We start from the raw sequence: 23,963 nt of genomic DNA, 5'->3' as shown, positions 1-23,963 counted from the left end.
TCTTATGAGTTTGCCAGCGTGAAAATCCGTCTTTCCATCCTGAGCCTAGTGTTTGCAGTTACAGGGACTCTCATCACGCCAGCGGTCAACGCCGCAGAAACAACCGCGGCGCCTCGGGACACATCGCAGCTGAAGATCGCCTCAGGCAGCGCACTGCTGATGGACATGCAGACGAACAAAGTCATCTACGCCAGCAACCCGGACGTGGTGGTACCGATCGCCTCTGTCAGCAAATTGATGACTGGCCTGGTCATTGTTGAAGCCCGGCAGAACATGGATGAGTACATCAACATCAACATCAGCGACACGCCTGAAATGAAAGGCGTCTTCTCCCGGGTCAAGCTCAATAGCGAAATGCCTCGCCGGGAAATGCTGCTGATTGCCTTGATGTCCTCGGAAAACCGCGCTGCCGCCAGCCTCGCCCACCACTACCCGGGCGGCTACGTCGCGTTCATTGCCGCGATGAACGCCAAGGCAAAGGCACTGGGCATGACCAGCACCCACTTCGTCGAACCTACCGGTCTGTCCCCGCGCAACGTCTCCACTGCCCGCGACCTGAGCAAATTGCTGGTAGCCGCGCACAAGTACCCACTGCTCACCGAACTGAGCACTACTAAAGAAAAAACCGTTTCGTTTCGCAAGCCCAACTACAGCTTGGGTTTCCGCAACACCGATCACCTGGTCAATAAACCGAACTGGGACATTCGCTTGACCAAGACGGGCTTCACCAATCAGGCCGGCCACTGCCTGGTGCTCGTGACGACCATGGGAAATCGCCAGGTGGCGTTAGTGATCCTTGATGCTTTCGGCAAGTACACACACTTTGCCGATGCCAGTCGTATTCGCAGCTGGGTTGAAACCGGCAAGGGCGCGAACGTACCGTCGGTGGCGCTGCAATACAAATCAGAGAAGAACCTCAAGAACCGCCAGAGCGGCGTGGTCGAAGCGTCGAAGTAAGCCGCCTCCAACCAAAAGAAAGCCCCGATTCTTCGGTAATGATGTTCACTTAAGTGATGGACATACATTCGTGGCGAGGGGATTTATCCCCGTCCGGCTGCGAAGCAGCCGTAAAACCCGCCTACGCGGTATACCTGATACACCTCAAATTGCGGCTTTTGGGGCTGCTTCGCAGCCCTACGGGGATAAATCCCCTCGCCACAATATTCTGATCGCCTGAAACTTTTCTTAAGTAAACAGCATTACGATTCTTCGGGGCTTTTTTCATCCTGCTGAGTCAATCGTTGGGCAACGGCATCTGATCGTCATCGGGAATGCCGTCTCCGGCACTGGGATCTTTGGTGTGCTCGGTTGGCACCACCACCGGCCTCGCCATGGGGTCCCTCATAGGGCTGTCCGGGTCCATGACCGGGTCGATCTCATCAGCGGGCGTGGTTGGAACACTGTCCGGGCGTTTGTCGTTGAAACTCGAATCGGTAGACATAGGCACCTCACGAGACATCAGGGTTTGAGATCAGCAAGCGGGTCGTAGGGCTTCGCCGGAGCCTTGTCATCGTCACCCGGCTTCACATCCCGGGGGGCTTTGGCGGGCCCGATGGGATCCACCTGAGGGTCAGCGACGTCAGGCGAATCGGGGTCGAAACCCAGCTCATCGCCGGATGAGTGTTCCGACGAATGCGGGCCTGCGGGAGTATTGGACTGTGCCATGGGGCGCCTCCTTGGTCTGGCCCGGAAAATCCGGGCCTTATCCTTTAAGAGGTCGACGACGCGCGTCGGTGCCCGGCAGATGACGAACGGACTTACTGTGCGCCAAGTGCCTTCTTCGCACGGGCGGCGGCTTGTTCCTGACCCGCCTGAGCCAGCTCGTTAGCGGCTTTCAACCAGCGAGATTGATCGACATTGGCCGGAATCTGATTCGGCTTTTGAATCAAAACCGCCCAGCCACCCGCGTCCTTGAACGACGACTCGAATGAGCTGAAGCTCATCAGTGCTCGGCGATTCATCCCCGCACGCAGCAGCACGGTCTGCTTCTGAGTGTTGTAGCCGGCGAGGATGGCGTAGCGCGGTTCAGCCCAGAAAGCCGAGCCTTCGGTGAACCGCACCATGACCGGGTACCCGGCGGCCACCTGCGTTAGCAACGCGGGCAGATTGCTGTCCAGCGGATAGACAACCATGCCGTATTCCCGGGCAAGGTTCAGCATGTTCTGCTGCAACCGGGCTTCGTCCCCCGGCAAATGCAGCGGCTTGTCGAGCAACCCCGGAGTGATGACCACACCCTGTTGCGACAGCAGGCTGGCCAGCACCTGAGGGCCACTTTGATTGTCCTGCCCACGGTAGAACGTACCGCTGAGTTCGACCCGCTCCGGCAGACGCTTGATCTCGGGCGCAACGCTCCCCGCACAACCCGCCAGGCCCGCAACAACACCCGCCAGCAGCACCGTAGAAACAATTCGAGAAAATACCCGCACCATCATCACTCTCTGTTCAGACGCCGGGCCATCGCGCTCCCGGCTTGGCCGTCGATCATAGGACGCGGCGCGGCAGCGGTATAGCCTTATACGTCAGACGTGCGCATTCGATAGAGCGAACTGGTTGGTGACAGGCGACCTTTGGTCAATAGCCTGAAACATGGCAGCGACTAGACTGTCACTTGGAAAGAGTGTGTGCCCGATGCAGGGCAAAGAGGAGGCACTGATGAGCCTGGCAATGACCATAGTAATGCTGATTTCGGGCTGGCTGGCCGTCGCCGCCGCCATGTTGTGGGGTGTGCTGCGTATTGCTCGCCGGCACCATCATCCACCTGTTCAATCGGCACCCGCACCAAAAAACGCAAAGGTCGCGACCGCTCACTGACCGTCGCGTTTAAACCGTTCAAACGAAAACGGCCGCCTGCGCTCTTTCGAGTACAGGCGGCCGTTTTGTTTAACGCGGCTTAAGCTTCAGCGGCGATACGCTTCTGCCTGGCCTTGCGCGACATCATGTTCAAGCATTCGATCGTTGCCGAGAACGCCATGGCTGCATACACGTAGCCTTTCGGTACATGGGCGCCGAAGCCTTCGGCGATCAGCGTCATGCCAATCATGATCAGGAAGCCCAGCGCCAACATCACCACCGTCGGGTTGTCGTTGATGAACTTGGCCAATGGATCAGCTGCCAGCAACATCACCAACACCGACACCACCACCGCGATGATCATGATCGGCAAATGCTCGGTCATGCCGACGGCGGTAATGATGCTGTCGATGGAAAACACCATGTCCAGCATCAGGATCTGACCGATCGCGGCGGCAAAGCCCAGGGTCACAGTCGAGGTGGCGGACTTCGGATCTTCAGGCGCAGGGTCCATGCTGTGATGGATCTCGGTGGTCGCCTTCCACAACAGGAACAGACCACCGGCGATCAGAATCATGTCCTTCCAGGAGAACGCGTGACCGAGAATCTCGATCACCGGCGCCGTCAACTGGACGATGAACGCGATGGTGCTCAGCAGCGCCAGACGCAGAATCAACGCCATGCCGATACCAATGCGCCGCGCTTTCTGCCGGTGTTCCATTGGCAGCTTGTTGGTCAGGATCGAAATAAAGATCAGGTTATCGATGCCGAGCACGATTTCCATCACCACCAACGTGGCCAAGGCGACCCAGGCGGTGGGGCTTGCAGCAAGTTCTAAAAGGTATTCCATGGGTCAGTCCTGACTCGTTTAAGGCGGTTTAGATTTCCTGGGACGAAGATTCTTTTTTCTCGTTATCTTCGTCCGATGGTTCTTTCTGGCTGATCAACCCGCCCGTGGCGTCGCTGATCGCCTGTTCGGCAGCTTTGTGAGTATCGTCGATAGCCTGCTTGGCCGTTTCGGCAGCCTTGCCCATCAGTTGCTGAGCGCTTTTCTCAGCCTGATCGCAGCCGGCCAATAGCAGTAAAGACGCGATCAACACTGCTGTGGTTTTAAGCTTCATGTCGCTTTCCTCGATAGAACAAACAGAGCCAATACAGTGGCCCGTTGATAGCGACGCATTCTAGGGAGACAAACACTTCAGTAAAATTCGTATTTTTAGCGGTTATACTTCGGTTTTTACGAACTGTAGAACAACATGCTCAACTACCGTCAGCTGCACTACTTCTGGGTCGTTGCCAAAACCGGCAGCATCGTACGTGCCTGCGAGCAATTGAATCTGACGCCGCAAACCATCAGCGGGCAGATCTCCTTGCTTGAACAAACCTATGGCATTGAATTGTTTCGGCGAGTAGGTCGACAGCTGGAACTCACCGAAGCCGGGCGGCAGACCCTCACCTACGCCGAGCAAATGTTTCAGTTGGGGGGAGAGCTGGAGTTGATGCTGCGGGCGCAACCCAATGAGCAGCAGATTCTGTTTCGGGTGGGCGTCGCGGACGTGGTGCCCAAATCCATCGTCTATCGCCTGATCGCGCCCACCATGGAATTGAGCGAGCCGCTGCGCATCACCTGTCGCGAGGACAAGCTCGAACGCCTACTGGCCGACCTGGCGATCCAGCGCCTGGACCTGGTGATTTCCGACAGCCCGATGCCCTCTCATCTCGACATCAAAGGCTACAGCCAGAAACTCGGCGAATGCGGTATCAGCTTTTTCGCCACCGCCACCCTGGCCGCGCAATATGGCCAGGATTTCCCTCGCAGCCTCAACGGCGCACCCTTGCTGATTCCCGGGCCGGAAACCGTCGTTCGCAGTCGCTTGCAACGCTGGTTCGCCGAGCAGCAGATCCAGCCGCGCATCGTTGGCGAGTTCGATGACAGCGCCCTGATGCAAGCGTTTGGCCAGTCCGGCAGCGGGATTTTCATCGGGCCAAGCGTGATCGCCGATGAAGTGAAACGCCAATATGGCGTGGAGCTGATTGGCCAGACCGACGCCGTGACCGAGTCGTTCTACGCCATTTCAGTAGAGCGTAAGGTCAAGCACCCCGGCATCGTTGCGATTACCGAAGGTGCCCGACGCGAGCTGTTTACGGCGGTGTAGACACTCAGGCGCAGAGTTCACGCGGCTTGAAGGTCATCAAGGCGATCGACAGCAAAATCGACGCCAGGATAAACGCCGCTGCCGCAAAACCGAGGCCTTGCAAACCGACGCTGTCGATCACCCGCCCGCCGACCATAGCCCCCAGGCCGATGCCAAGGTTGGCGCCGGCAATGTTCAGCGAGGCGGCAAAGGCTGGCGCCTCCGGGGCGGCTTTCATCAGCCGTACATGGCTGACCAGGAACAACGCAGCCTGCGTCACGCCCCAGATGCCCATCGCGGCTGCCAGTCCAACCGGCGAATGAATGTTCGGCACCAACGCCACCATGCCGGCGATCATGAACGCGCAGAACATCATCGAAGCAATCAGTGGGTGACGGTCCACCGCTCGGCCCCCCAGCGAGTTGCCAATCAGCCCTACGGCGCCAAAGCCCATCAGGCACCAGCCAACCACGGTGCCGTTGAACCCGGCCAGTCGTTCGAGGATGTCCGCCAGATAGGTATAAGCGGTGAACATGCCGCTGAACACCAGGACCGACAGCACCACGTGGCCGATCATCAACGGGCTGCGAAGGATTTTGAACTGCGAACGGAAACTCACCTGGTGCTGATGCAAATCGGTTTGAGGCAGGTAGATAAACAGCAGCAGCGCCTTGGCAAACGCAATCACCGCCAAAATACCGAAGGCACTGCGCCAGCCAAACGCATCGGAAATCAACGTACCGACCGGAATGCCGAACACGGTGGCGCAGACGATGCCGAAACCGATCTTGGCAATGGCCCGTCCGGCGTAATCCGGCCCGACAATGTCCACCGCCGTCTCACTGGCCAACGCCCAGAACACCGGCAGCCCGAGCGCCGGAATCAGCCGCGCAACGGCCATCACCCAAATGTTCGGCGCGAAGGCGGCCAGCGTGTTGGCGAGACCGAACATGATCAGCACCGAAATAAACAACTTGCGGCGCTCGAACCGGGCGAAGTAGGCCGTGAGGAACGGCCCGAATGCGGCGACGGTGAAGGCGAACAGCGTCACCAGCAGCCCCGCTTGCGGGATGCTGACCTCCAGATCACGGGCGATGGCCGGCAACAGGCCGACGATGACGAATTCCGTGGTCAGCACCGTGAAACCGGCGGCCGACAACAGAAGGATGGGCAACAGCATGCAGAACTCCAGAAAACGACGACACCAGCGATAGCCCGAGGGCCCACTGGCAGAACATGAAAATGAGGATGCGCAATCTTAACAGAGTGTTTCCAGACGTGGTTGCACAAACCTGCCTATTGCGTTGAATGCCCCGGCGGCAGTTCGTCACAGGTCTGAAAGATACGGCCTACGCTGTGATAAAGTCCGCGCCCTGAAAAACGTATGCCCTGTGTTCATCGACCGTCATTAGCGTCGATGTCGCGACACTTTTCGGTTTCCTGCCTGTGGCCTGCCTGATTGTTGCCACAGGAATGGCGAAGCCTCGCACTTATAAAAAATCAGAGATGCCGTTTTATGACTGCTTCATCCCTTTCTCTATTGCAACGCCTGACACGCTTGAGCCTGGTTACGCAAATCGTGATCGGCCTGCTTGCCGGTATCGCCCTGGCCCTGCTTGCACCCGACGTGGCGAAGTCCACGGCGTTCATCGGCAAAGTGTTCGTCTCCGCGCTAAAAGCCGTCGCACCGATTCTGGTGTTTGTGCTGGTGATGGCATCGATTGCCAACCACAAGCACGGCCAGGAAACCCATATCCGGCCGATTCTGTTTTTGTACCTGCTGGGCACCTTCGCCGCCGCTGTGGTCGCGGTCGTCGCCAGCATGATGTTTCCATCGAACCTGGTGCTGTCGACCCAGGACGTTGCGGTGACCGCGCCGGGCGGCATTGGTGAAGTCCTGCAAAGCCTGCTGCTGAGCGTGGTCGACAACCCGGTCAGCGCCCTGATGAACGCCAACTTCATCGGCATCCTGGCCTGGGCAATCGGCATGGGCATTGCCATTCGCCATGCCGGCGACACCACCCGTGAAGTGCTGGGCGACCTTTCCAACGGCGTGACCGTGATTGTGCGCCTGGTGATCCGCTTTGCGCCCTTGGGCATCTTCGGCCTGGTGGCCTCGACCCTGGCCACCTCCGGTTTCGGCGCCCTGATCGGCTACGCGCATCTGCTGGCCGTGTTGCTGGGCTGCATGCTCTTCGTGGCACTGGTGATGAACCCGCTCATCGTGTTCTGGAAGCTGCGGCGCAACCCGTATCCACTGGTGCTGACGTGCCTGCGCGAGAGCGGCATCACGGCCTTCTTCACCCGCAGCTCGGCGGCGAACATTCCGGTCAACCTGGAATTGAGCAAACGCCTGGGCCTGCACGAAGACACTTACTCGGTCTCGATCCCGCTGGGTGCGACCATCAACATGGCCGGCGCGGCGATCACCATTACCGTGCTGACGCTGGCTGCCGTGCATACGCTGGGTATCGCCGTGGATATCCCGACGGCCATCCTGCTGAGCGTCGTTGCAGCGATCTGCGCGTGCGGCGCCTCGGGCGTGGCCGGCGGCTCGTTGCTGCTGATCCCACTGGCGTGCAGCCTGTTCGGTATCCCGAGCGAAATCGCCATGCAAGTGGTCGCGGTCGGCTTCATCATCGGCGTGTTGCAGGATTCGGCAGAGACGGCGCTGAATTCGTCGACCGATGTGCTGTTCACCGCGGCGGCTTGCCTGGGCGAAGAAGAGAAAGCCCAACGAATGGCGTAAACACGAGCCGGGCTCCCACAGAAAAACAAAAAAAGCCCGCCAAGGCTTACACCTTGGCGGGCTTTTTTGTCGCTGGGCGGTTTAGAACGCGCCCATGTAATCACGCTTGCCCACTTCCACACCGTTGTGACGCAGCAAGGCGTAGGTGGTGGTGACGTGGAAGAAGAACTGCGGCAGGCCGTAGCTCAGCAGGTAAGCCTGACCACTGAAGCGCTTCTCTTTTGGCGTGCCAGGACGGGTAACGATCTCGATGCCTTCCTTGCCATTGATCTGCTCCGGCTTGATCTCGCCGATGTAGGCCAGGACCTTGGTGATCAGCGCTTGCAGCTCGGCGAAGGTGGTTTCGGTGTCTTCGTACTTCGGCACTTCAACTTCAGCCAGACGCGAGGAAACGCCCTTGGCGAAATCAACGGCGATCTGCACCTGGCGTACCAACGGGAACATGTCCGGGTACAGGCGAGCCTGCAGGAAGGCATTTGGATCAATGTTCTTGGCAGTAGCGTGGGCTTCAGCCTTGTTCAGCACATCGCTCAGGGCGTTGAGCATTTGCTTGAAAACAGGAACGGAAGCGTCATACAGGGAAATGGTCATGGCAGTCTCATGAGGTGACAGGAGGAAAAACGTGGAGGCGATTATAGCCTTGGAAACGGATGGCACGTTGGTGTCGATGCGCTGCAATCAGTTACCGATGAACACGCCAGTCCATTCGCCACAGTGAGGAATTAGGGATAATCTCTGATCAAATTCCTTTCCGTCCCAGGCCAAATGACCCACGCAGATTTCACTCCAGACGTTGAAGCCATCCGCAGCATCGATGCGGTGCCGGTGATTCTGAGCATGGTCAAGCACCTCACCGGGATGCGCTTCGCTGCCGTGGCACGAGTGACCGAGCACAAGTGGGTCGCCTGCGCGGTCGATGACTCCATTGATTTCGGGCTCAAGCCCGGTGGAGAACTGGTCCTGGAGTCGACCATTTGCCACGAAATTCGCCAGCACCGCACGCCGGTGATTTTCGGTCATGCCAGCCATCATCCGATCTTCTCGCAGCATCACACACCCAGGACTTATGGTCTGGAGAGTTACATCTCGATTCCCATCGTCAAGGCCAATGGCGACTTCTTCGGCACCCTGTGTGCCATCGACTCGGTACCGGCGAACCTTGACGAGCCTGCCATCGTCAAGACCCTCACCCTCTTCGCGCAACTGATTGCGATGAGTCTCGACAGTCAAAGCCACCTTGAAATCACGAAAGAGGCCTTGGTCGTGGCCAATGAACATGGCCGGCTGCGCGAGCAGTTCGTCGCGGTGCTCGGGCATGACCTGCGAACGCCGTTGAGCGCCATTCGCATGAGCGCCGATCTGCTGGACACCAAGACCGAGGACAAACGCTCCCTGAGCCTTATTTCAGCCATCCGCACCAGCTCGATACGCATGGGTGTGCTGATCGAAAACGTCCTGGATTTCGCCCGAGGGCGCATGGGTGGCGGGATCCCGGTCAAGCGCCAGATGGTCGATGACTTGCGTCATACGCTCAAGCAGACCCTGGACGAAGTTCAGGCATCGCACCCAAAGGCGCAGTTGATTCACTCGCTGGATGTACCAAGCGGTGTCCATTGCGATGCGCTGCGCATCAGCCAGTTGTTATCGAACCTTCTCGGAAACGCCGTCACTCACGGCTCGACCGCAGCGCCCATCAGCGTGCAGGCCTTTGCCGAGGGGGATGAGGTTATGATCACCGTGACCAATCAGGGCTCACCGATCCCACCCGCCTTGATGCCTTTGCTGTTCGAGCCCTTTACCCGCTCGGAAGCCGGGCAACGGGGCGAAGGCCTGGGGTTGGGGCTTTACATCGCCTCGCAAATTGCCACCGCACACAACGGAACGTTGAGCGTCACCTCGACGCTGGAATCGGGAACCTGCTTTAGCGCAAGATTCCCGGCTCGATTCAAATGGGTATGAGTTGAGGTTTGCCAGACCCGACTGCCAATTAGGGATAGAAAAAATGAGCACCGAGCAAGAAACCACCTTCGACGAGCCACGGCTCAACAGCACGGAAATCCGCATCCTTGGCTCGCTGATCGAAAAGCAGGCCACCAGCCCGGAAACCTACCCGCTGACCCTCAATGCACTGGTGATTGCCTGCAATCAGAAAACCAGCCGTGAACCGGTGATGAACCTCACCCAGGGTCAGGTCGGTCAAAGCCTGCGTGCCCTTGAAGGACGCGGGTTCACCAAACTGGTAATGGGCAGCCGCGCCGACCGCTGGGAGCATAAAGTCGACAAGGCCCTGGAGTTGGTGCCGGCGCAGGTCATCCTGGCGGGATTGTTATTCCTGCGCGGTCCGCAAACGGTCAATGAACTGCTGACCCGCAGCGGCCGCATGCATGACTTCGAAGATGCAGAACAGGTGGTGCATCAACTGGAGCGCCTGATTGCTCGCGGTCTTGCACTGTTGATCCCGCGTCAGGCGGGCCAGCGTGAAGACCGTTACATGCACGCCCTGGGTGATCCGGCGGACATCGAGGTGATCCTCGCCGCTCGGCAGAACCCTGCGGAAAAAGGCTCGGGTAGCGGTGTTTCGCTGGAGCGCATCGAAGAGCTGGAAGCGCGGATTGCCGCGCTGGAAGAACGCCTTTCCCGCCTGGAATAAACCCGGGAAATGTGTTTCGCGATGACGTCCCCCCGGCGCGGAGACGTCAGCTGCGTGCAAACTCTACGGCCTTGCGAAACTGCTCATCCGACGGGCGCACGCCGGTGTACAACACAAATTGCTCCAGTGCCTGGATGGCGATGACCTCAAGCCCGGTGATCACCCGCTTGCCTTCCGCACGACCTCGCACGATCAGTGGCGTTTCCGAAGGGATCGCCACCACATCGAACACAGTCTCGGCCTGTTCGATCGCTTCAGCATCAAACGCGAGTTGATCCGCTTCTGATCCGCCAGACATTCCGACAGGGGTGACATTGATCAGCATTTGCGGGCGCAAGTCCGCCAGTTCAGCTCGCCATTCATAGCCCAGTGACTCTGCCAAGGCGCGACCGGTGCGCTCATTGCGCGCGACGATCTGGCCGTTTTTGTACCCGCCATCGCGCAAGGCGCTTGCCACAGCCTTGGCCATGCCACCGCTGCCACGCAGGGCAAACGTCGATTCCCTGGGGACTTGATGGGTTTCCAGCAATTGGGCAATCGCAATGTAGTCGGTGTTGTATGCCTTCAAATGGCCATTCGTGTTGACGATGGTGTTGATCGACTGGATGGCCGCAGCGGAAGGGTCCAGCTCATCAACCAGGGCAATACACGCCTCCTTGAACGGCATCGAAACGCCACAACCGCGTATGCCCAAGGCACGAATGCCACCCACTGCGCCGGGCAAGTCCTGGCTGCTGAAGGCCTTGTAGTAGAAATTCAGCCCCAACTGCTCGTAAAGGTGGTTGTGAAAGCGCAGGCCAAAGTTCCCGGGGCGCGCGGAAAGCGACATGCACAATTGGGTATCGCGGTTGGGGTTCATCTGCATGAAACTTCTCCTTCAAATGCACTTTCAGATGGACGGGATTAGCCAGTCCATCGTGTTCTGTTCGATCATAAAGGCCTGTGTTCACTGGGGAACGCGACCGTAAGGAAGCCGGTACAGACCTTACACAAAATTTACCTTGAGGCCGTGCTGAATTTCGAAAAAGCGCTGTCTTAGAAGTATCCCCGCGACAATCCTTGGGTCTATTGCAGACACAAGCGCCGGGTCGAAGAACCGAGGAATTATCATGATCCGTAAACTCCCCACAGTTGCCTTGCTGATTGGCGCCCTCGCTATCGCAGGACAGGCTCAAGCCCATGGCGGTGGCGGTAACAACTGGCAAGGCCCAGCGGTGTTTGGTGCGATTGTCGGCTCGGCCATTGTCGGTTCGGCCTTGATTAACGCCAACCGGCCGGTGTATGTACAACAACCGGTCTATGCGCAACCGCAGCCCGTGTATGTTCAACAACCGCCGCCACCGGTCTACTACCAGCCGGCACCGGTCTATGTGCAACAACCGGTTTATTATCAACCGGCGCCCGTGTATTACGGACCACCCCGCGGCTACTACGGTCCTCCCCGTTATTACGGCCCGCCTCGCGGCTACTACGGTGGCCGGCACTACTGACAGCGTTGCAGCCACTCACCGCTATAGGCCATCAATCAGGCCCCGCCTCATCAGTGGGGCCTTTTTTGTGCCCGCGCATCGGTACAGTGTCTGGATACCTCCCATCAAGGTCGCTGTCGGGACAGTCTCGATGCCCAAAAAAGGCAACATTAAGCTGAACAGCCTCACCTCGCCTTGGGGAAAACGGTCATATTTATGTCATGACGGGTCCGCACAGTTGGCTCTGTCCGCTCCCTAACAGGTCAATAACAACAAGGACGACCTCATGCCCACACAGAACCCGCACCGAAATGTCGGCTTGTGCACTTCCAGCAAGGTGTACAACACGCTCACCGAACTCAAGCACCTGGAAGGCCATCGCAGCGCCAAGTTTCTATCGCTGCTGGCGGAAAACCTGGTGCGCAAGGGCCTGCTCAACGAGCAGGAAGTGGTGCACATGCTGGACCTGGTTGTCGACTGATCCAACACTCACTGGCGTCAATGACCACTATCGAAAGCGTTGATTGTCCGTCTTGACGCCAGGTCCGTAAGGTAACTCCATCAAGCGATGGAGGTATGTATGTCCCAGGTCCAGATCATGTCCGTAATCGGTAGCGCCGTTCCCGCCCCTTTGAGAGAGCTGGGATTACTCGCCTGCTGGTATCTGATGCAGGACGGCGAGCCCATCAGTGGCCCGCTGACCTCGCTGCCAGCGGCAAAAGCGCTGTCACAACGCATCGACTCGGGTCGACTCAGCGCCTAAGGCAGCTGCACCCGCGGTTTGGTTTCGCTGAAGATCGCCCAGCTCGACATGAAGAGCGCGGCGATCAGCGGCCCGATCACAAAGCCGTTGAGTCCAAACACTGCCATGCCACCCAGGGTTGAAATCAGAATCATGTAATCCGGCATTTTGGTGTCCTTGCCCACCAGAATTGGGCGCAGCACGTTATCCACCAGCCCGATCACGAACACCCCAAACGATGCCAGCACCACGCCTTGCCAGATCGCACCGGTCAGCAGGAAGTAAGCCGCCACCGGCCCCCAGACAATCCCCGCCCCCACCGCTGGCAACAGCGACAGAAACGCCATCAGCACGGCCCACAGCAACGCGCTGGGGATATCCAGAAACCAGAAAATGAAACCGCCCAAGGCACCTTGCGTGACCGCCACCAGCAGGTTGCCATTCACGGTTGCGCGCACCACACGATTGAATTTGAGCTGCAAGCGACGCTTCTGGTGTTCCTGCAACGGCACCGCCGCCCGGACCTTGCGCGCCAGCTCGGGACCGTCGCGCAAAAAGAAAAACAGCAGGTACAGCATGATGAAAAAACTGACGATGAACTCAAAGGTGCCCTGGCCGAAACTGAATGCCTGGGATGCCAGGACCTGGCCACCGGTCATTGCGCTCTTGACCAGCTTCTCGCGCAATCCGTTCAGCTCGCCCATGCCGAACCGGTCGAGCAAGTGCTGGAAGTACATCGGCAGGCTGTGTTTGAACTGCGCGACATAGGCCGCGATATCCAGCTCGCCGCTTTCCACGTTCTTGTAGAACACGGCTCCCTCTTGAACCAGCAAGGCACTGATGATGATCACCGGCAAAATCGCGATCACCAGGCACACGCCCAAGGTGCACAGCGACGTGACGTTTCGCTGCCAGGAAAACTTCATTTGCAGGCGTCTTTGCAACGGCGCAAAGACGATTCCAAGAATCACCGCCCAGAACACGGCCCCGTAAAAGGGCAGCAAGATCCAGATAAAGGCGGCGGTGACCACAAACAGCAGTATCACCAGTGATTTGTTCTGTAATGTCTTTTCGTTCATGTCCGATCCATGTCAGTCCGCAGGGGGCACGCTCTTGTCGTTAAGAGCGGTCCTGATGCTTAGTCCGCCACGGTTCGCGCGAGTGCCATCCGTCTGTTCATCAAGCATAGATCCAGATCAATAAACCCTCGGCTCAAGCCGCTTACTCTGCGCGGCTTTTGCGACCACCTACCCATGATCCTTTCATCCCCAGAGCTGCTCGCCCCTGCCGGCACCTTGAAAAACATGCGTTATGCCTTCGCCTACGGCGCCGATGCGGTTTATGCCGGACAGCCGCGTTACAGCTTGCGAGTGCGCAATAACGAGTTCGATCACGCCCATCTCGCGGTCGGCATTCGCGAAGCCCAGGGTCTGGGCAAGCGCTTCTATGTCGTGGTGAACATTGCCCCGCACAACGCCAAGCTGAAAACCTTTCTCAAGGACCTCGAACCGATCATTGCCATGGGCCCGGACGCGCTGATCATGTCCGATCCGGGACTGATCATGCTGGTGCGCCGGCACTTCCCGCTGATGCCGATCCACCTGTCGGTGCAAGCCAACACAGTGAACTGGGCGAGCGTGGAGTTCTGGCAACAGCAAGGCCTGAGCCGGATCATCCTGTCGCGGGAACTGTCCCTGGAGGAAATTGCCGAAATCCGCCAGCAAGTGCCGGGCATGGAGCTTGAGGTGTTTGTCCACGGCGCGCTGTGCATGGCTTATTCCGGCCGCTGTTTGCTGTCGGGGTACATGAACAAGCGCGATGCCAATCAGGGCAGTTGCACCAACGCCTGCCGCTGGAAGTATTCGGCCCAGGAAGCCACGCAAAACCAGCTTGGCGAGATCGTCCAGACCTTCCAGCCAGAGCCGACCCTGGGTATCGGCGCGCCGACCGACCGGGTGTTCCTGTTGCAGGAAGCCAATCGCCCAGGCGAACTGATGCCGGCGTTCGAGGATGAACACGGCACCTACATCATGAACGCCAAGGACCTGCGCGCCGTGCAACACGTCGAGCGTTTGACGCAGATGGGCGTGCACTCACTGAAAATCGAAGGTCGTACCAAATCCCACTTCTATTGCGCGCGAACCACTCAGGTGTATCGCCAGGCCATCGACGACGCAGTGGCCGGACGTGATTTCGACCGCAGCCTGATGACCGACCTGGAATCATTGGCCCAGCGCGGTTACACAGAGGGATTCCTGCGCCGTCACGTGCACGACGAATACCAGAACTACCAGAACGGCAGCTCGGTCTCGGAGCGCCAGCAGTTCGTCGGCGAACTGACCGGCGAGCGCCTGGGCCGGTTGGCCGAGGTCAAGGTCAAGAACCGCTTCGGTGTGGGCGATCACATGGAATTGATGACACCCAAGGGCAACTTTCATTTCGATCTGCATCAACTGCAGAACGGTAAAGGCGAAGCTATTGCAGTGGCACCGGGGGATGGGCACACGGTGTACCTGCCGATACCGGAGGCGGTGGAATTGAAGTTTGGGTTGTTGATGCGCGATGTGGCCGGTGGCGACGGTCAGCCTGAAACACGATGATACGAGGCGACATCTAAATGTGGCGAGGGAGTTTACTCCCGCTCGGCTGCGCAGCAGTCGCAAAACCAGACGACGCGGTACAACTGAAGAATGCACGGGGCTGCTGCGCAACCCAGCGGGAGTAAACTCCCTCGCCACAGGCTAGCGATCTTCATAAGAGTTGTGGATAGCCGGTCCAAGCTTGGCAATACCGCCTCATCAACTTACGCAAACTCCTCCCGCAGCATCCCGACGAACGCTTCCCGCGCCGGGTGAACGCCGGCGTTTTCGTGCCAGTAAAACAGGTTTTCGATCGCCGTCAGTTCAGCAAACTCATACCCCACACAGCCCGCGCCCTTGGCGTATTGATCGAACACCCCTTTGGGCACCAGTGCCACCCCTGCCCCTGCGCTGACACAGCCGACAATGGCACCGTAACTGGCCAGGCTGACAATCGGCAGCGCCTGCCCCTGGCGCAGCAACCAGTGCTCAAGCGCCGCCCGATAAGGACAACCCTGAGGCCACATGAACACCGTCTTGTCGTGCAAATCCGCGATATCACGCACCGGCCCCAGAGACGTCGAGGCAATCAGCAACAGGTCTTCGCGATACATCGGCGTGCGCTTGAGTTGCGCGCGCTCGACATCCACTGCGACGATCGCGCCATCAAGCCGGTGATTGAGCGTGTCATCCAGCAGCTGGCTCCAGGTCCCGGTGGTCAATTCAAGCGCAACAGCGGGATAGCGCTTGTGGAACCGGGCCAACAAACGTGGCAATCGCCCCGTCGCTGAGGACTCGATGGCGCCTATACGCAATGGACCGGACGGCTCGGCAGAAGGATCCACCGCACGCTTCGCTTCCACGGTCAGCGCCAGGATTTTCGACGCATACACCAGAAACGTCTGCCCCGCAGGACTGATTCTCAGCCCGCGCCCCTCGCGCAGAAACAGCGCCACCCCCAATTCCGCCTCCAGTGCCTTGATCCGCGCCGTGATGTTCGACGGCACGCAATGCAAAAGCTCGGCCGCCCGGGCGATGCTGCCGACGTCAGCAACGGTTTTGAACATGCGAATCTGCGCCAGCTCCATACATCACCAAAAATGAACATTTCACGCAGTATAAGTCAGTTGTTGAGAGCGATCAGGGTTCCGATACTCACCGCACTCCCACACAGGTCTACGCCCATGAAACCCTCGCGCCCCCTGCAAATCGTGCTGTCGATGGCTTTTGTTGTCGCCTGCTGGGCTTACTCCCCCACGGGCATTCACATCGGCTTGCAAGCCTATGACCCGGGCCACCTCGCGTTACTGCGCTTCCTGGTGGCTTCGGCATTCATGGCCGTCGTCGCAGCGTTCAAGGGCATCCACCTGCCGCGCATCCGCGACGTGCCCCTGCTGTTCGGGCTCGGCTTTTTCGCCGTAAGCCTGCATCACGTCGCGATCAATTTTGGCCAGCAAGGTGTCAGCGCCGGCGCCTCCAGTGTGCTGGCGCAAACCACTCCGCTGTTCAGCACGCTGCTGGCGCGTTTTGTTTTCAAGGACCGGGTGAGTGTGTGGCGCTGGGGGTGTGTTTTCCTGGGATTGATCGGCGTCGTCACGGTGGTGGCCGGCGATCGTGGCTTCGGCAGCATCGACGCCCACGGCTTGTTGATTTTGCTGGCGGCGGTGTCCTGGAGTTTCTACTTTGCGCTGCAAAAGCATCACACCGGACGCTACGACGGCCTGACCCTCGTTTGCTACACCGTGTGGGCGGGGACGGTATTGCTGCTGATTTATCTGCCTGGCCTGGCCGCGCAGGTGGTCAGCGCACCGGTTCATGTGCAGTTGGCAGTGGTGGCGTTGGGCGTCTTTCCAAGCGCACTCGCCTACCTGGCATGGGCGTATGTGCTGGCTCACGTTGATCTGAGCCGGGCGACCATGACGCTGTACCTGGTGCCGCCAACGGCCATGGCGATCGCTTCGTTTGCACTGGGGGAACGTCCGACGATGATGATTGTTGTAGGCGCAGTAGTGGTGTTGGTCAGTGTGCTGGCATTGAATCTGGAGCGCAGGCCGGTAGCAATTTCCGCCAGTGTCTGATTCCTGTGGGAGCATGGCTTGCCCGCGATGACGGTGGCACAGCCGACAATTGTGTTGCCTGAGCGTCCGCTATCGCCAGCAGGCTGGCTCCCACAATGGATCTCCAGTGCTCATGCAATCAGTGTGGGAGCTAGCCTGCTGGCGATGAACGATGACGCGGTCAACCGGGCGCACACAAAAAACCCGGCACACTGGCCGGGTTCTGTTTATCGCCTGTCATCGGACAGCGGGGTAGGTTCATCCGCAGGCGGCATGTCTTCATCTGCCGTCGGATCCTTCCAGTCTTCGGGTCGATCCGCATCGGCTTCCGCCGGATCCCGCGAAGGGTCCATGCCTGGAGGTGCGTCGTGATCCATCGTCGGCTCGTCGGTGCCGGGGATGGGCCTGGTTGGGTCGGTGTTGGGTGTTCCACCCTGGAACGTTGATTCGTTAGCCATGACGCACCTCATTGATGAGGTCCAGCAAATCTGGGCCGTACTCGTTTGAAACGAACGCGCAGAGGGCGTGCTATCGAGTTGACGAACGGCGGCGGCGCGCAACTTCAAGCAACCACTCCTTGAACGCGGCCATCGAAACAGCGGGCAGTCCAGACGCCAAAACGAATGGCATAATCGAGCCCTCGACCGCCAGATCGACCCGGATGTTATGGGTCGGCAGGCGCAAACGGCACTCCTGGACAATCGCCCGGAGAGCAGCGATTCATGTTCACCAGACTTATGGAACGTCCCTTCGATATGGCTATAAAGATCAAATCCTGCAGCACGTTCGCACTTCTACTCGTCGCCGGTCACTGCATGGCGGACGAACGTCTGGACAACGCTGTGCAGGCCGCTGTCACGCCGATCATGCAGCAACAGCAGATTCCCGGCATGGCGATCGCAATCACCGTCAACGGCCAGCCCCATTACTTCAATTACGGCCTCGCCTCGAAGGAAACCGGCCAGTCGGTCACTCAGGACACCTTGTTCGAGATCGGCTCAGTCAGCAAGACCTTCACCGCCACCCTCGCCGCTTATGCCAACGCGACCGGCAAATTTTCCCTCTCGGACAAGGCCAGCCAGGTGCTCCCGGCATTGCGAGGCAGCGCATTAGACAACATCACCGTGCTGCAACTGGGCACCTACACCGCCGGTGGCCTGCCGTTGCAATTCCCCGCGGAGTTCGACACGCCGGACACAATGCTCGGCTACTTCAAGCAGTGGAAGCCGACCTACGGTGCTGGCACCCACCGCCAGTATTCCAACCCGAGCATCGGGCTGTTCGGCTACCTGGCGGGCCAACGCATGGGAGCGCCGTTTGATGAAGTGATGGAAAAAACCTTACTGCCAAAATTAGGGTTGTCGCACACCTGGCTCAAGGTTCCGCAGGCCGAAATGGGCCTGTACGCCCAAGGTTACGATAAGGAAAACAAACCGGTCAGGGTCAGCCCGGGAGCGCTGGACTCAGAAGCCTACGGCGTGAAAACCAGCGCCACGGACATGCTTCGGTTCGTTGAGGCGAACCTGAAACCGTCGAACCTTGAACAGCCATTGCAAAAGGCCATCGCCACGACTCACACCGGTTACTACACCGTCGGCGGCATGACCCAAGGGCTGGGTTGGGAGCGCTACACCTACCCCATCACGCTGGAAAAACTGCTGGCAGGCAATTCCACGGAAATGGCCATGCAAGCGCACAAGGTCGAATGGTTGACCCCACCTGAGCCTCAACCCGACAACGTGCTGATCAACAAAACCGGCTCCACCGGTGGCTTTGGCACCTACGTGCTTTTCGTGCCATCCAAAGACATCGGCATCGTGATTCTGGCCAACAAAAACTTCCCGATCCCGGAGCGGATCAAAATTGCTCACACGATACTGACTGCTTTGGCCAAATAACCCATCCCCTGTAGCAGCTGCCGAGCCTGCGAGGCTGCGTTCGGCTCCGGGGTCGCGCTCGACCGAAGCAGTCGTAAATTCAGGCACTGAGGTGTTTCAGTTAAACCTCGTGTTCAGGTTTTACTCGACAGCGCCTACAAGGGTTTTGCATACCTCTGTAGGAGCTGTCGAGTGAAACGAGGCTGCGATCTTTTGGTCTTTTGCCAGCCTGTGAATCTTTGGGGTCGTGATGGCTCGCAAACCTTTCCAGGCTCTGCCCGCCAACGCTTCCGACATCTAAAAGATTGCCAGCCTGCTCGATGCTTATCGAGACTTCCCTGAATTCAATACACTTGATCACCTGCGGCATGAAGCCGGCTAACGATAATTTCGTTGTCTTGGGTAAGTGTCTGTTTCAAGCTTCGACCGGTGTATTTCAGCACCTGACCGTCTTGCGAATACGCGACCTCAATATGACCGCCCCCAAAAAAATCTATGCGGTATATCCGTGCCTTATTCACAGTTCGCACTGCAAATGACTCGACGTCGGACAAATCCAGAATTCCTACTGATTTGGGGACAAGATTTTCAATGGTCACGTTACCGTCAATCAGGTTCATCGTTGCCCCGTCCGGACGCGTGAGCCTCATACCGCCTTCAATTTTTTCCACGAAGCTGCCATGAGAATGAGCTTCAATAAAATTCCCCTGGCTGTCTAACTGAACAATGCTTTTACCCTTTACTTCAGCTTCTGGGGGCGTTGGGTCAAACGCTATCGTTATGTCGTCGCTTTCAAACTTGCTCATTGTGTTGCTCCCTTTAAATAAAGTGCACTGACGTTCGATTCGTCGTATTCGATCAACACCACACCTAACGAAAAGATCAGGCAGTTTTAAGCTTCACCAAGAAGCCTCCATTCAACCTTTTCTTCTTCGATGGCCACTCGATCGGCCAGCAGAAATCGGCTGTGATGATGCTTGACGTTCAAAGTCGGCATGATCTCGCCCTTCTCGAAACGCCGAGGCTCGCCGTTTTCCAAGTACGAGCAAGATTGGCCGACGATACGTTCCGCCTGCCAGTAACCGGTATGGGTGCAGGCTTGGCCGCTGTTGCAGCTCGGTCTTTTGATGGCGTCGATCTTTATAAAGGCCGAGGAGCCTGGCATGGGCCGGCCGGTGGCAGGGTCCAGGACTTTGGCCTTGGCCAGCTGATGAATCAGTGCTTCGCTGGGCTTTTCTGGCGAAATATTGGCCAGGCGTTCTTCGAGCCATTGGAGCTTGCCGTCCCAAGCGGGCAGTTTGGCGGGTGGCAACGGGACGATCTCGTTGATCTCGGGGACTTTGGGGTTGGCGTAGGAGTAGTCCGAGAGGATTTTCCAGATTTTGTTGTAGCGATCGGCGCGTTCGAGGTCTTCGGGTTGACCGAGGTAATTCAGATGATCGATTGCGTCCGGCCCGCGGAACCCATCATCTAGCCGACCAGCCGCGTTCTCATCACCTGCAGCGACACCTTCTTGAAAAATCTCCAGAGCTTCTTTGTACTTTCCTCTGTTCTTAAAGTGGACGCCCAAGACGACGGCTGCTTTACCGTGACCTTGTTCAGCTGCGCAATGGCGCAACTTCCGCGCAACATCCGGGGCAACATCGATCGGTGCTAATTTATCGGCGATATATGCCTGAGCTTGCGCGCTACCTTGATCGGCGGCGTTGCGGTAGTAACGCAACGCCGTTTCGTGATCTTTCTGCAGACCTGCCGAACCGTTCTGCAGGAAAATGCCGACAAAGTAATAACCCGTTGCCACTCCCGCGTTGATCAGTTGCTCACTCATGCGCAAGTGCTCTTCCCCACGGAGTCTGAAATACCCACGCATCGAACCGTTCTGCAAATTGATATTGGCCTTGAAGTGACCGTTCTCACTGGCGATGCGGTACAAGCGTTCAATCTCTGCATCGACAGCCTTGTCCTGTTTGAGTTGATTGTTCTTTTGTAACCAGCGTGCGTATTTAAACAGCACATCGGCCTCGGCAGAGGCCGCAGGAATCTGCTCGTGCATACACTTGAAAGCCATATTGGCTTTGGCTTCAGTTAAAGGGTTCAAGGGCGTTTCCTTGGTGGAAGTAGAAGTAGGATTACTGGTATCGCAGGCGACAAGCAGCAGGTATGACAGCAACAAGATCCGGCGCATCAGTCGAGGTCCGACAGGTCGGATTCGCCGAAATAGAACTCAACGAGTGGAGCACAGGGCACGTCCTTGTCTTCTTGGAAGACTTTGTTGTCATCAATGATCTTCTGCCAAGCCTTGAAGGCAGATTCAGGGTTGTCCTGCACTCCTTTTTTATCCGTATGCATCTCCCACAACCGCCGCCGCAACGCCTCCGTCACGCTCGCCCACTCATGCGCAATGTTCAGCTCACTATCCACCTGCATGCTGCGAGTGTTGATGTTCGCCGAGCCATGCGTGGTGAACACGTCATCGACGATCATCAACTTGGAATGGATGTACACCGGCATCCAGGGCTGACCGGCCGGCGAATCGGGCGCGACCAGCGAGCACACGTGAACTTTCAGGCCAGGTAACTCCGGGGGAGTAACGAAAGCATCTCTTTCGGTCTCCTTGATTTGTGTTTCGAGCGAAGTTTGCCGCCAACTGTTTTGCCAGGCTTCATCACGTGCTTCCTTGGCCTTCTCGCTGAGATCGGTCCCACCCAATGCGTCGGTTAGGGTCGTCAAGGTGACCAAGGCGTGCTGTTCCAGGCGTTCAACCAGACTGGACTCCAACGCAGCGGCGTCTGCTTTTTCCTTTTCAATACGCCGTAACTCGGTGATCTTTGGCATGGTCTGACCACGCCCAAGGCTTTCGAGCATGCGCTGGGTGTTCACGGTGCCGGAGCCTATGCCGGCCTTGCTTGCATTGGTGATCACAAACAGGTGCAAGTAGCCATGAATGGCAGGGTCGCGCCCGGCCTTGGTCTGGCCGGCGGCGACGGCCTTGATCAGTTCGGCCAAGGGCGGCCAGCGGAAGTACTGGTTCTCGATGTAGATGAACTGGCTCGCGTTGTTGACGGCTTGCAGGTAAAGCTTTTCGATGTCGCGTTTGCCCTCCTGAGCTTGGGTGCGAAGGATCTGCGCCAGCTGCCGGGTGGCTTGCGGGGTACATTGCAGTTGCGGCCCGACAGATTTGGCTTGGCGTAAATCGAGCAAGTCCTCGCCGGTTTCCTTGCGCCAGGCGCTGGCGAAGTTGTGGTGCAGGTGTTCCAGAATCGGCCCACTGACCTGACTTGAAATGTCCTGACGTGGCGTATCACCGCGCGGGCCCTTATCGGGTGCGGGCTTGGCGTCCTTGTCACGGTTCAGTGCCGAATGCGCATCGGTGTCCCAGTACTCGTCAAGCATGTTGTGACCCATCACAAAACCGACGGCGCGGTCCGGCAATTCATAATCGACGAGCACTGTTTTTTGATGATGGGTCGCTGTCGCCGTCAGGATGAATTGCGTCGTGGCGCTGACCTGCGGGTCGAGACTTTTGTACATCGCTTGGTGGGCTATTTCGGCCCGTTCAAACATACTGAAACCGCGACTGACAAACACTGGTGTGCCGCGAGCGGCCTGAAACCCAACGGCCATGTAGTCGGCCACCGCGCAGTTGGCAAACCACTGGCGGTCATAGGCATATTGATCATCCGTGGAGGGTTGCATCTCCCGGTCGTAGTATCGGAAGGGGCCTTTGCCGGGCAGGTTGGCTTCTCCTGCTTTGCCTGCGGTGTTGTAGGGCATTTCCCAGCCCAGTATTCGCACCTTGACACCTTCGCGAGCCATGGCGATCAGCAAATCACCGATACACGGCGACAGGCCGTCGCGGATGAAATACATCGACGGCTGGAAACCCCAGCAGATGATGTCGACAGTTGCCTTGGCTTGTGAAATGGCCTTGTGTACCGCTAGAAAGGTTTCCTCCCCATTGATCAATGGTTGATAGGTCGCCAAGGCGGGCGGGTATTCGGTGTCCCGCACATACCAGGGCGGGGTACAGGTCACCTCCTGGGTGTGCTGGAGTGCGACCGGTGTGACTATCTCGTACTGGCTCATGGTGTTTTCTCTTCCTGATCACTGATGCCTTCCATCAACGAGGCATACAGGCCTCGATGATCCGTGTGCGATGCCGGTTGGCTCACCTCGGCATTAGCTTGCGCGGAGTGGTTGTGCAGGCCTCGATTGGCAAGGTGCGCTTGTTCGGCGTTGCAGTAATCGGTAGGCACGGGGACCTGGTAGCTCACACCGTTGGCCATGACCAACCGGTAACCCCGTGTCACCACCTGATGATCGATCAGCAACTGCCCCGAAGCGTCCAGCACGCCTCGCTGGAGCTCGGCACCATCGGCGTATAGCGTGTAGGGCATGCCCGCCCAAACTTGGCGGTTCGCATTCGGCGCTTGTGATACGTTGAATCGCAGCGTTTGTCTGGACAGGCTTTTCGGGTAGTCCGGATGCGCAGCAGTCAGGCTGGCCGGGCCGCTGTAGGCGAAATGCACCGACTTGACCTTGTAATCCCCCACCGTGCCCGACTCGATGCCGCAATGGTCCATCGTGATGTAGCTTCCCCCGGCATTGAGGGTGATTTTTTTCTTGGCGGTGATGCGGATTTCGTCTTCGGTGCTGGTGATGTCCAGACCGTGCCGCGCCATCAATTCCAGCGTGTCGTTCTGTGCCTGCACACGGACCGGACCTTGATTGGCGATCAGCTTGATGCCGAGCTTGCGCACGAACAGGCTCAGCCCCTGCCCCACGCCGATGAACAGGCGCTTGACCACGCTGAGGTCGGCCTCGCCACCGGCGTTGAGCATCAGGTTATTTTGCGCCGCCAGTTGCAGATGATTGCCACTGCTGAGGGCGATGCCTTGCGGTGCGCTCAGCAGCA

26 protein-coding genes and 1 pseudogene are annotated in these 23,963 nt (G+C 58.2%); 12 read left to right on the top strand and 15 right to left on the bottom strand.

Features of this window, described 5'->3' with window-relative positions; genetic code table 11:
* Nucleotides 1-18 precede the first annotated feature (18 nt).
* Complete coding sequence (pbpG, locus tag GBC55_RS25280) at nt 19-957, top strand: D-alanyl-D-alanine endopeptidase (RefSeq protein WP_162440169.1); 939 nt, start codon at nt 19-21, stop codon at nt 955-957.
* Between the two features lie 277 nt (nt 958-1,234).
* Here the strand turns inward: pbpG and GBC55_RS25275 are convergent, their stop codons facing one another.
* From GBC55_RS25275 to GBC55_RS25265, 3 genes and pseudogenes are all read right to left on the bottom strand, one after another.
* A complete protein-coding gene (locus GBC55_RS25275) occupies nt 1,235-1,441 on the bottom strand; it encodes a hypothetical protein (RefSeq protein WP_162440168.1) in 207 nt (68 codons plus the stop codon).
* Between the two features lie 17 nt (nt 1,442-1,458).
* Nucleotides 1,459-1,665: a DUF6021 family protein gene (locus tag GBC55_RS25270; protein ID WP_162440167.1), complete on the bottom strand. Its 207-nt coding sequence runs from the start codon at nt 1,663-1,665 to the stop codon at nt 1,459-1,461.
* A 92-nt stretch (nt 1,666-1,757) separates the two neighbouring features.
* Nucleotides 1,758-2,485 (bottom strand): annotated as a pseudogene (locus GBC55_RS25265) (peptidase C39 family protein).
* Nucleotides 2,486-2,628: 143 nt separating this feature from the next.
* Here GBC55_RS25265 and GBC55_RS25260 point away from each other — a divergent pair.
* Entirely contained in the window at nt 2,629-2,811 is a 183-nt protein-coding gene (locus GBC55_RS25260) for a hypothetical protein (RefSeq protein WP_162440165.1), read from the top strand.
* 79 nt (nt 2,812-2,890) lie between these two features.
* Here the strand turns inward: GBC55_RS25260 and GBC55_RS25255 are convergent, their stop codons facing one another.
* Both GBC55_RS25255 and GBC55_RS25250 read right to left on the bottom strand, forming a co-directional pair.
* Entirely contained in the window at nt 2,891-3,640 is a 750-nt protein-coding gene (locus GBC55_RS25255; RefSeq protein ID WP_162440164.1) for a TerC family protein, read from the bottom strand.
* Nucleotides 3,641-3,668: 28 nt separating this feature from the next.
* Nucleotides 3,669-3,911, bottom strand: coding sequence for a hypothetical protein (locus tag GBC55_RS25250; RefSeq protein ID WP_162440163.1), 243 nt, complete (start codon nt 3,909-3,911; stop codon nt 3,669-3,671).
* Between the two features lie 135 nt (nt 3,912-4,046).
* Here GBC55_RS25250 and nhaR point away from each other — a divergent pair, with 135 nt between their 5' ends.
* On the top strand, nt 4,047-4,946 hold the full coding sequence (gene nhaR / locus GBC55_RS25245; RefSeq protein WP_162440162.1) for a transcriptional activator NhaR: 900 nt from the start codon (nt 4,047-4,049) through the stop codon (nt 4,944-4,946).
* Between the two features lie 4 nt (nt 4,947-4,950).
* On the opposite strand, the gene GBC55_RS25240 is transcribed toward nhaR, so the two are convergent.
* The gene (locus GBC55_RS25240) at nt 4,951-6,105 is read right to left on the bottom strand and encodes an MFS transporter (protein WP_162440161.1); all 1,155 of its coding nucleotides are present in this window, start codon (nt 6,103-6,105) and stop codon (nt 4,951-4,953) included.
* A gap of 336 nt (nt 6,106-6,441) precedes the next feature.
* Between GBC55_RS25240 and sstT the strand changes: the two genes are divergently transcribed.
* Nucleotides 6,442-7,674 carry a serine/threonine transporter SstT gene (gene sstT / locus GBC55_RS25235; RefSeq protein ID WP_162440160.1) on the top strand — a complete coding sequence of 411 codons (1,233 nt, stop codon included), beginning with the start codon at nt 6,442-6,444 and terminating at the stop codon, nt 7,672-7,674.
* Between the two features lie 81 nt (nt 7,675-7,755).
* On the opposite strand, the gene GBC55_RS25230 is transcribed toward sstT, so the two are convergent.
* On the bottom strand, nt 7,756-8,265 hold the full coding sequence (locus GBC55_RS25230; protein WP_162440159.1) for a DUF1993 domain-containing protein: 510 nt from the start codon (nt 8,263-8,265) through the stop codon (nt 7,756-7,758).
* Between the two features lie 174 nt (nt 8,266-8,439).
* On the opposite strand from GBC55_RS25230, the gene GBC55_RS25225 reads away from it, so the two are divergent.
* Nucleotides 8,440-9,633, top strand: coding sequence for a GAF domain-containing sensor histidine kinase (locus tag GBC55_RS25225; RefSeq protein ID WP_162440158.1), 1,194 nt, complete (start codon nt 8,440-8,442; stop codon nt 9,631-9,633).
* Between the two features lie 43 nt (nt 9,634-9,676).
* Nucleotides 9,677-10,324, top strand: a complete 648-nt coding sequence (locus GBC55_RS25220) for a DUF480 domain-containing protein (RefSeq protein ID WP_162440157.1) — start codon at nt 9,677-9,679, stop codon at nt 10,322-10,324.
* A 46-nt stretch (nt 10,325-10,370) separates the two neighbouring features.
* On the opposite strand, the gene GBC55_RS25215 is transcribed toward GBC55_RS25220, so the two are convergent.
* On the bottom strand, nt 10,371-11,189 hold the full coding sequence (locus GBC55_RS25215; RefSeq protein WP_162440156.1) for a shikimate 5-dehydrogenase: 819 nt from the start codon (nt 11,187-11,189) through the stop codon (nt 10,371-10,373).
* A gap of 244 nt (nt 11,190-11,433) precedes the next feature.
* On the opposite strand from GBC55_RS25215, the gene GBC55_RS25210 reads away from it, so the two are divergent.
* The 3 genes from GBC55_RS25210 (at nt 11,434) to GBC55_RS25200 (ending at nt 12,556) form a co-directional block, all read left to right on the top strand.
* A complete protein-coding gene (locus GBC55_RS25210) occupies nt 11,434-11,814 on the top strand; it encodes a hypothetical protein (RefSeq protein WP_162440155.1) in 381 nt (126 codons plus the stop codon).
* Nucleotides 11,815-12,079: 265 nt separating this feature from the next.
* Complete coding sequence (locus tag GBC55_RS25205; protein ID WP_054053875.1) at nt 12,080-12,274, top strand: hypothetical protein; 195 nt, start codon at nt 12,080-12,082, stop codon at nt 12,272-12,274.
* A gap of 99 nt (nt 12,275-12,373) precedes the next feature.
* Entirely contained in the window at nt 12,374-12,556 is a 183-nt protein-coding gene (locus GBC55_RS25200; protein WP_162440154.1) for a hypothetical protein, read from the top strand.
* Here GBC55_RS25200 and GBC55_RS25195 read toward each other — a convergent pair.
* A complete protein-coding gene (locus tag GBC55_RS25195; protein ID WP_162440153.1) occupies nt 12,553-13,614 on the bottom strand; it encodes an AI-2E family transporter in 1,062 nt (353 codons plus the stop codon). The genes GBC55_RS25200 and GBC55_RS25195 overlap by 4 nt on opposite strands.
* Nucleotides 13,615-13,788: 174 nt before the next feature.
* On the opposite strand from GBC55_RS25195, the gene yegQ reads away from it, so the two are divergent.
* A complete protein-coding gene (gene yegQ, locus GBC55_RS25190) occupies nt 13,789-15,135 on the top strand; it encodes a tRNA 5-hydroxyuridine modification protein YegQ (protein ID WP_162440152.1) in 1,347 nt (448 codons plus the stop codon).
* Nucleotides 15,136-15,338: 203 nt separating this feature from the next.
* On the opposite strand, the gene GBC55_RS25185 is transcribed toward yegQ, so the two are convergent.
* Nucleotides 15,339-16,202: a LysR substrate-binding domain-containing protein gene (locus tag GBC55_RS25185; RefSeq protein ID WP_162440151.1), complete on the bottom strand. Its 864-nt coding sequence runs from the start codon at nt 16,200-16,202 to the stop codon at nt 15,339-15,341.
* A 96-nt stretch (nt 16,203-16,298) separates the two neighbouring features.
* Between GBC55_RS25185 and GBC55_RS25180 the strand changes: the two genes are divergently transcribed.
* Complete coding sequence (locus tag GBC55_RS25180) at nt 16,299-17,192, top strand: DMT family transporter (protein ID WP_162440150.1); 894 nt, start codon at nt 16,299-16,301, stop codon at nt 17,190-17,192.
* A gap of 206 nt (nt 17,193-17,398) precedes the next feature.
* Here the strand turns inward: GBC55_RS25180 and GBC55_RS25175 are convergent, their stop codons facing one another.
* Complete coding sequence (locus tag GBC55_RS25175) at nt 17,399-17,629, bottom strand: hypothetical protein (protein ID WP_162440149.1); 231 nt, start codon at nt 17,627-17,629, stop codon at nt 17,399-17,401.
* 297 nt (nt 17,630-17,926) lie between these two features.
* Here GBC55_RS25175 and ampC point away from each other — a divergent pair, with 297 nt between their 5' ends.
* On the top strand, nt 17,927-19,069 hold the full coding sequence (gene ampC, locus GBC55_RS25170) for a class C beta-lactamase (protein ID WP_218576871.1): 1,143 nt from the start codon (nt 17,927-17,929) through the stop codon (nt 19,067-19,069).
* Between the two features lie 323 nt (nt 19,070-19,392).
* Here ampC and GBC55_RS25165 read toward each other — a convergent pair whose 3' ends face one another.
* From GBC55_RS25165 to GBC55_RS25150, 4 genes are all read right to left on the bottom strand, one after another.
* Complete coding sequence (locus GBC55_RS25165; RefSeq protein WP_162440148.1) at nt 19,393-19,854, bottom strand: hypothetical protein; 462 nt, start codon at nt 19,852-19,854, stop codon at nt 19,393-19,395.
* A gap of 86 nt (nt 19,855-19,940) precedes the next feature.
* Entirely contained in the window at nt 19,941-21,233 is a 1,293-nt protein-coding gene (locus GBC55_RS25160) for a DUF6396 domain-containing protein (protein ID WP_162440147.1), read from the bottom strand.
* Nucleotides 21,233-23,134, bottom strand: a complete 1,902-nt coding sequence (locus tag GBC55_RS25155) for a phosphatidylserine/phosphatidylglycerophosphate/cardiolipin synthase family protein (protein WP_162440146.1) — start codon at nt 23,132-23,134, stop codon at nt 21,233-21,235. Before GBC55_RS25155 ends, GBC55_RS25160 begins: the two co-directional genes overlap by 1 nt.
* Nucleotides 23,131-23,963 (bottom strand): DUF2345 domain-containing protein (locus GBC55_RS25150; protein WP_162440145.1); only part of this gene is annotated, 833 nt, incomplete at its 5' end. The genes GBC55_RS25150 and GBC55_RS25155, both read right to left, overlap by 4 nt.

This window comes from Pseudomonas sp. TNT3, from assembly GCF_010095445.2.
In the GTDB taxonomy this organism is placed as follows: domain Bacteria; phylum Pseudomonadota; class Gammaproteobacteria; order Pseudomonadales; family Pseudomonadaceae; genus Aquipseudomonas.
The sequence above is the reverse complement of the archived record's forward strand: the minus strand, read 5'-3'. Positions and strand labels throughout refer to the sequence as shown.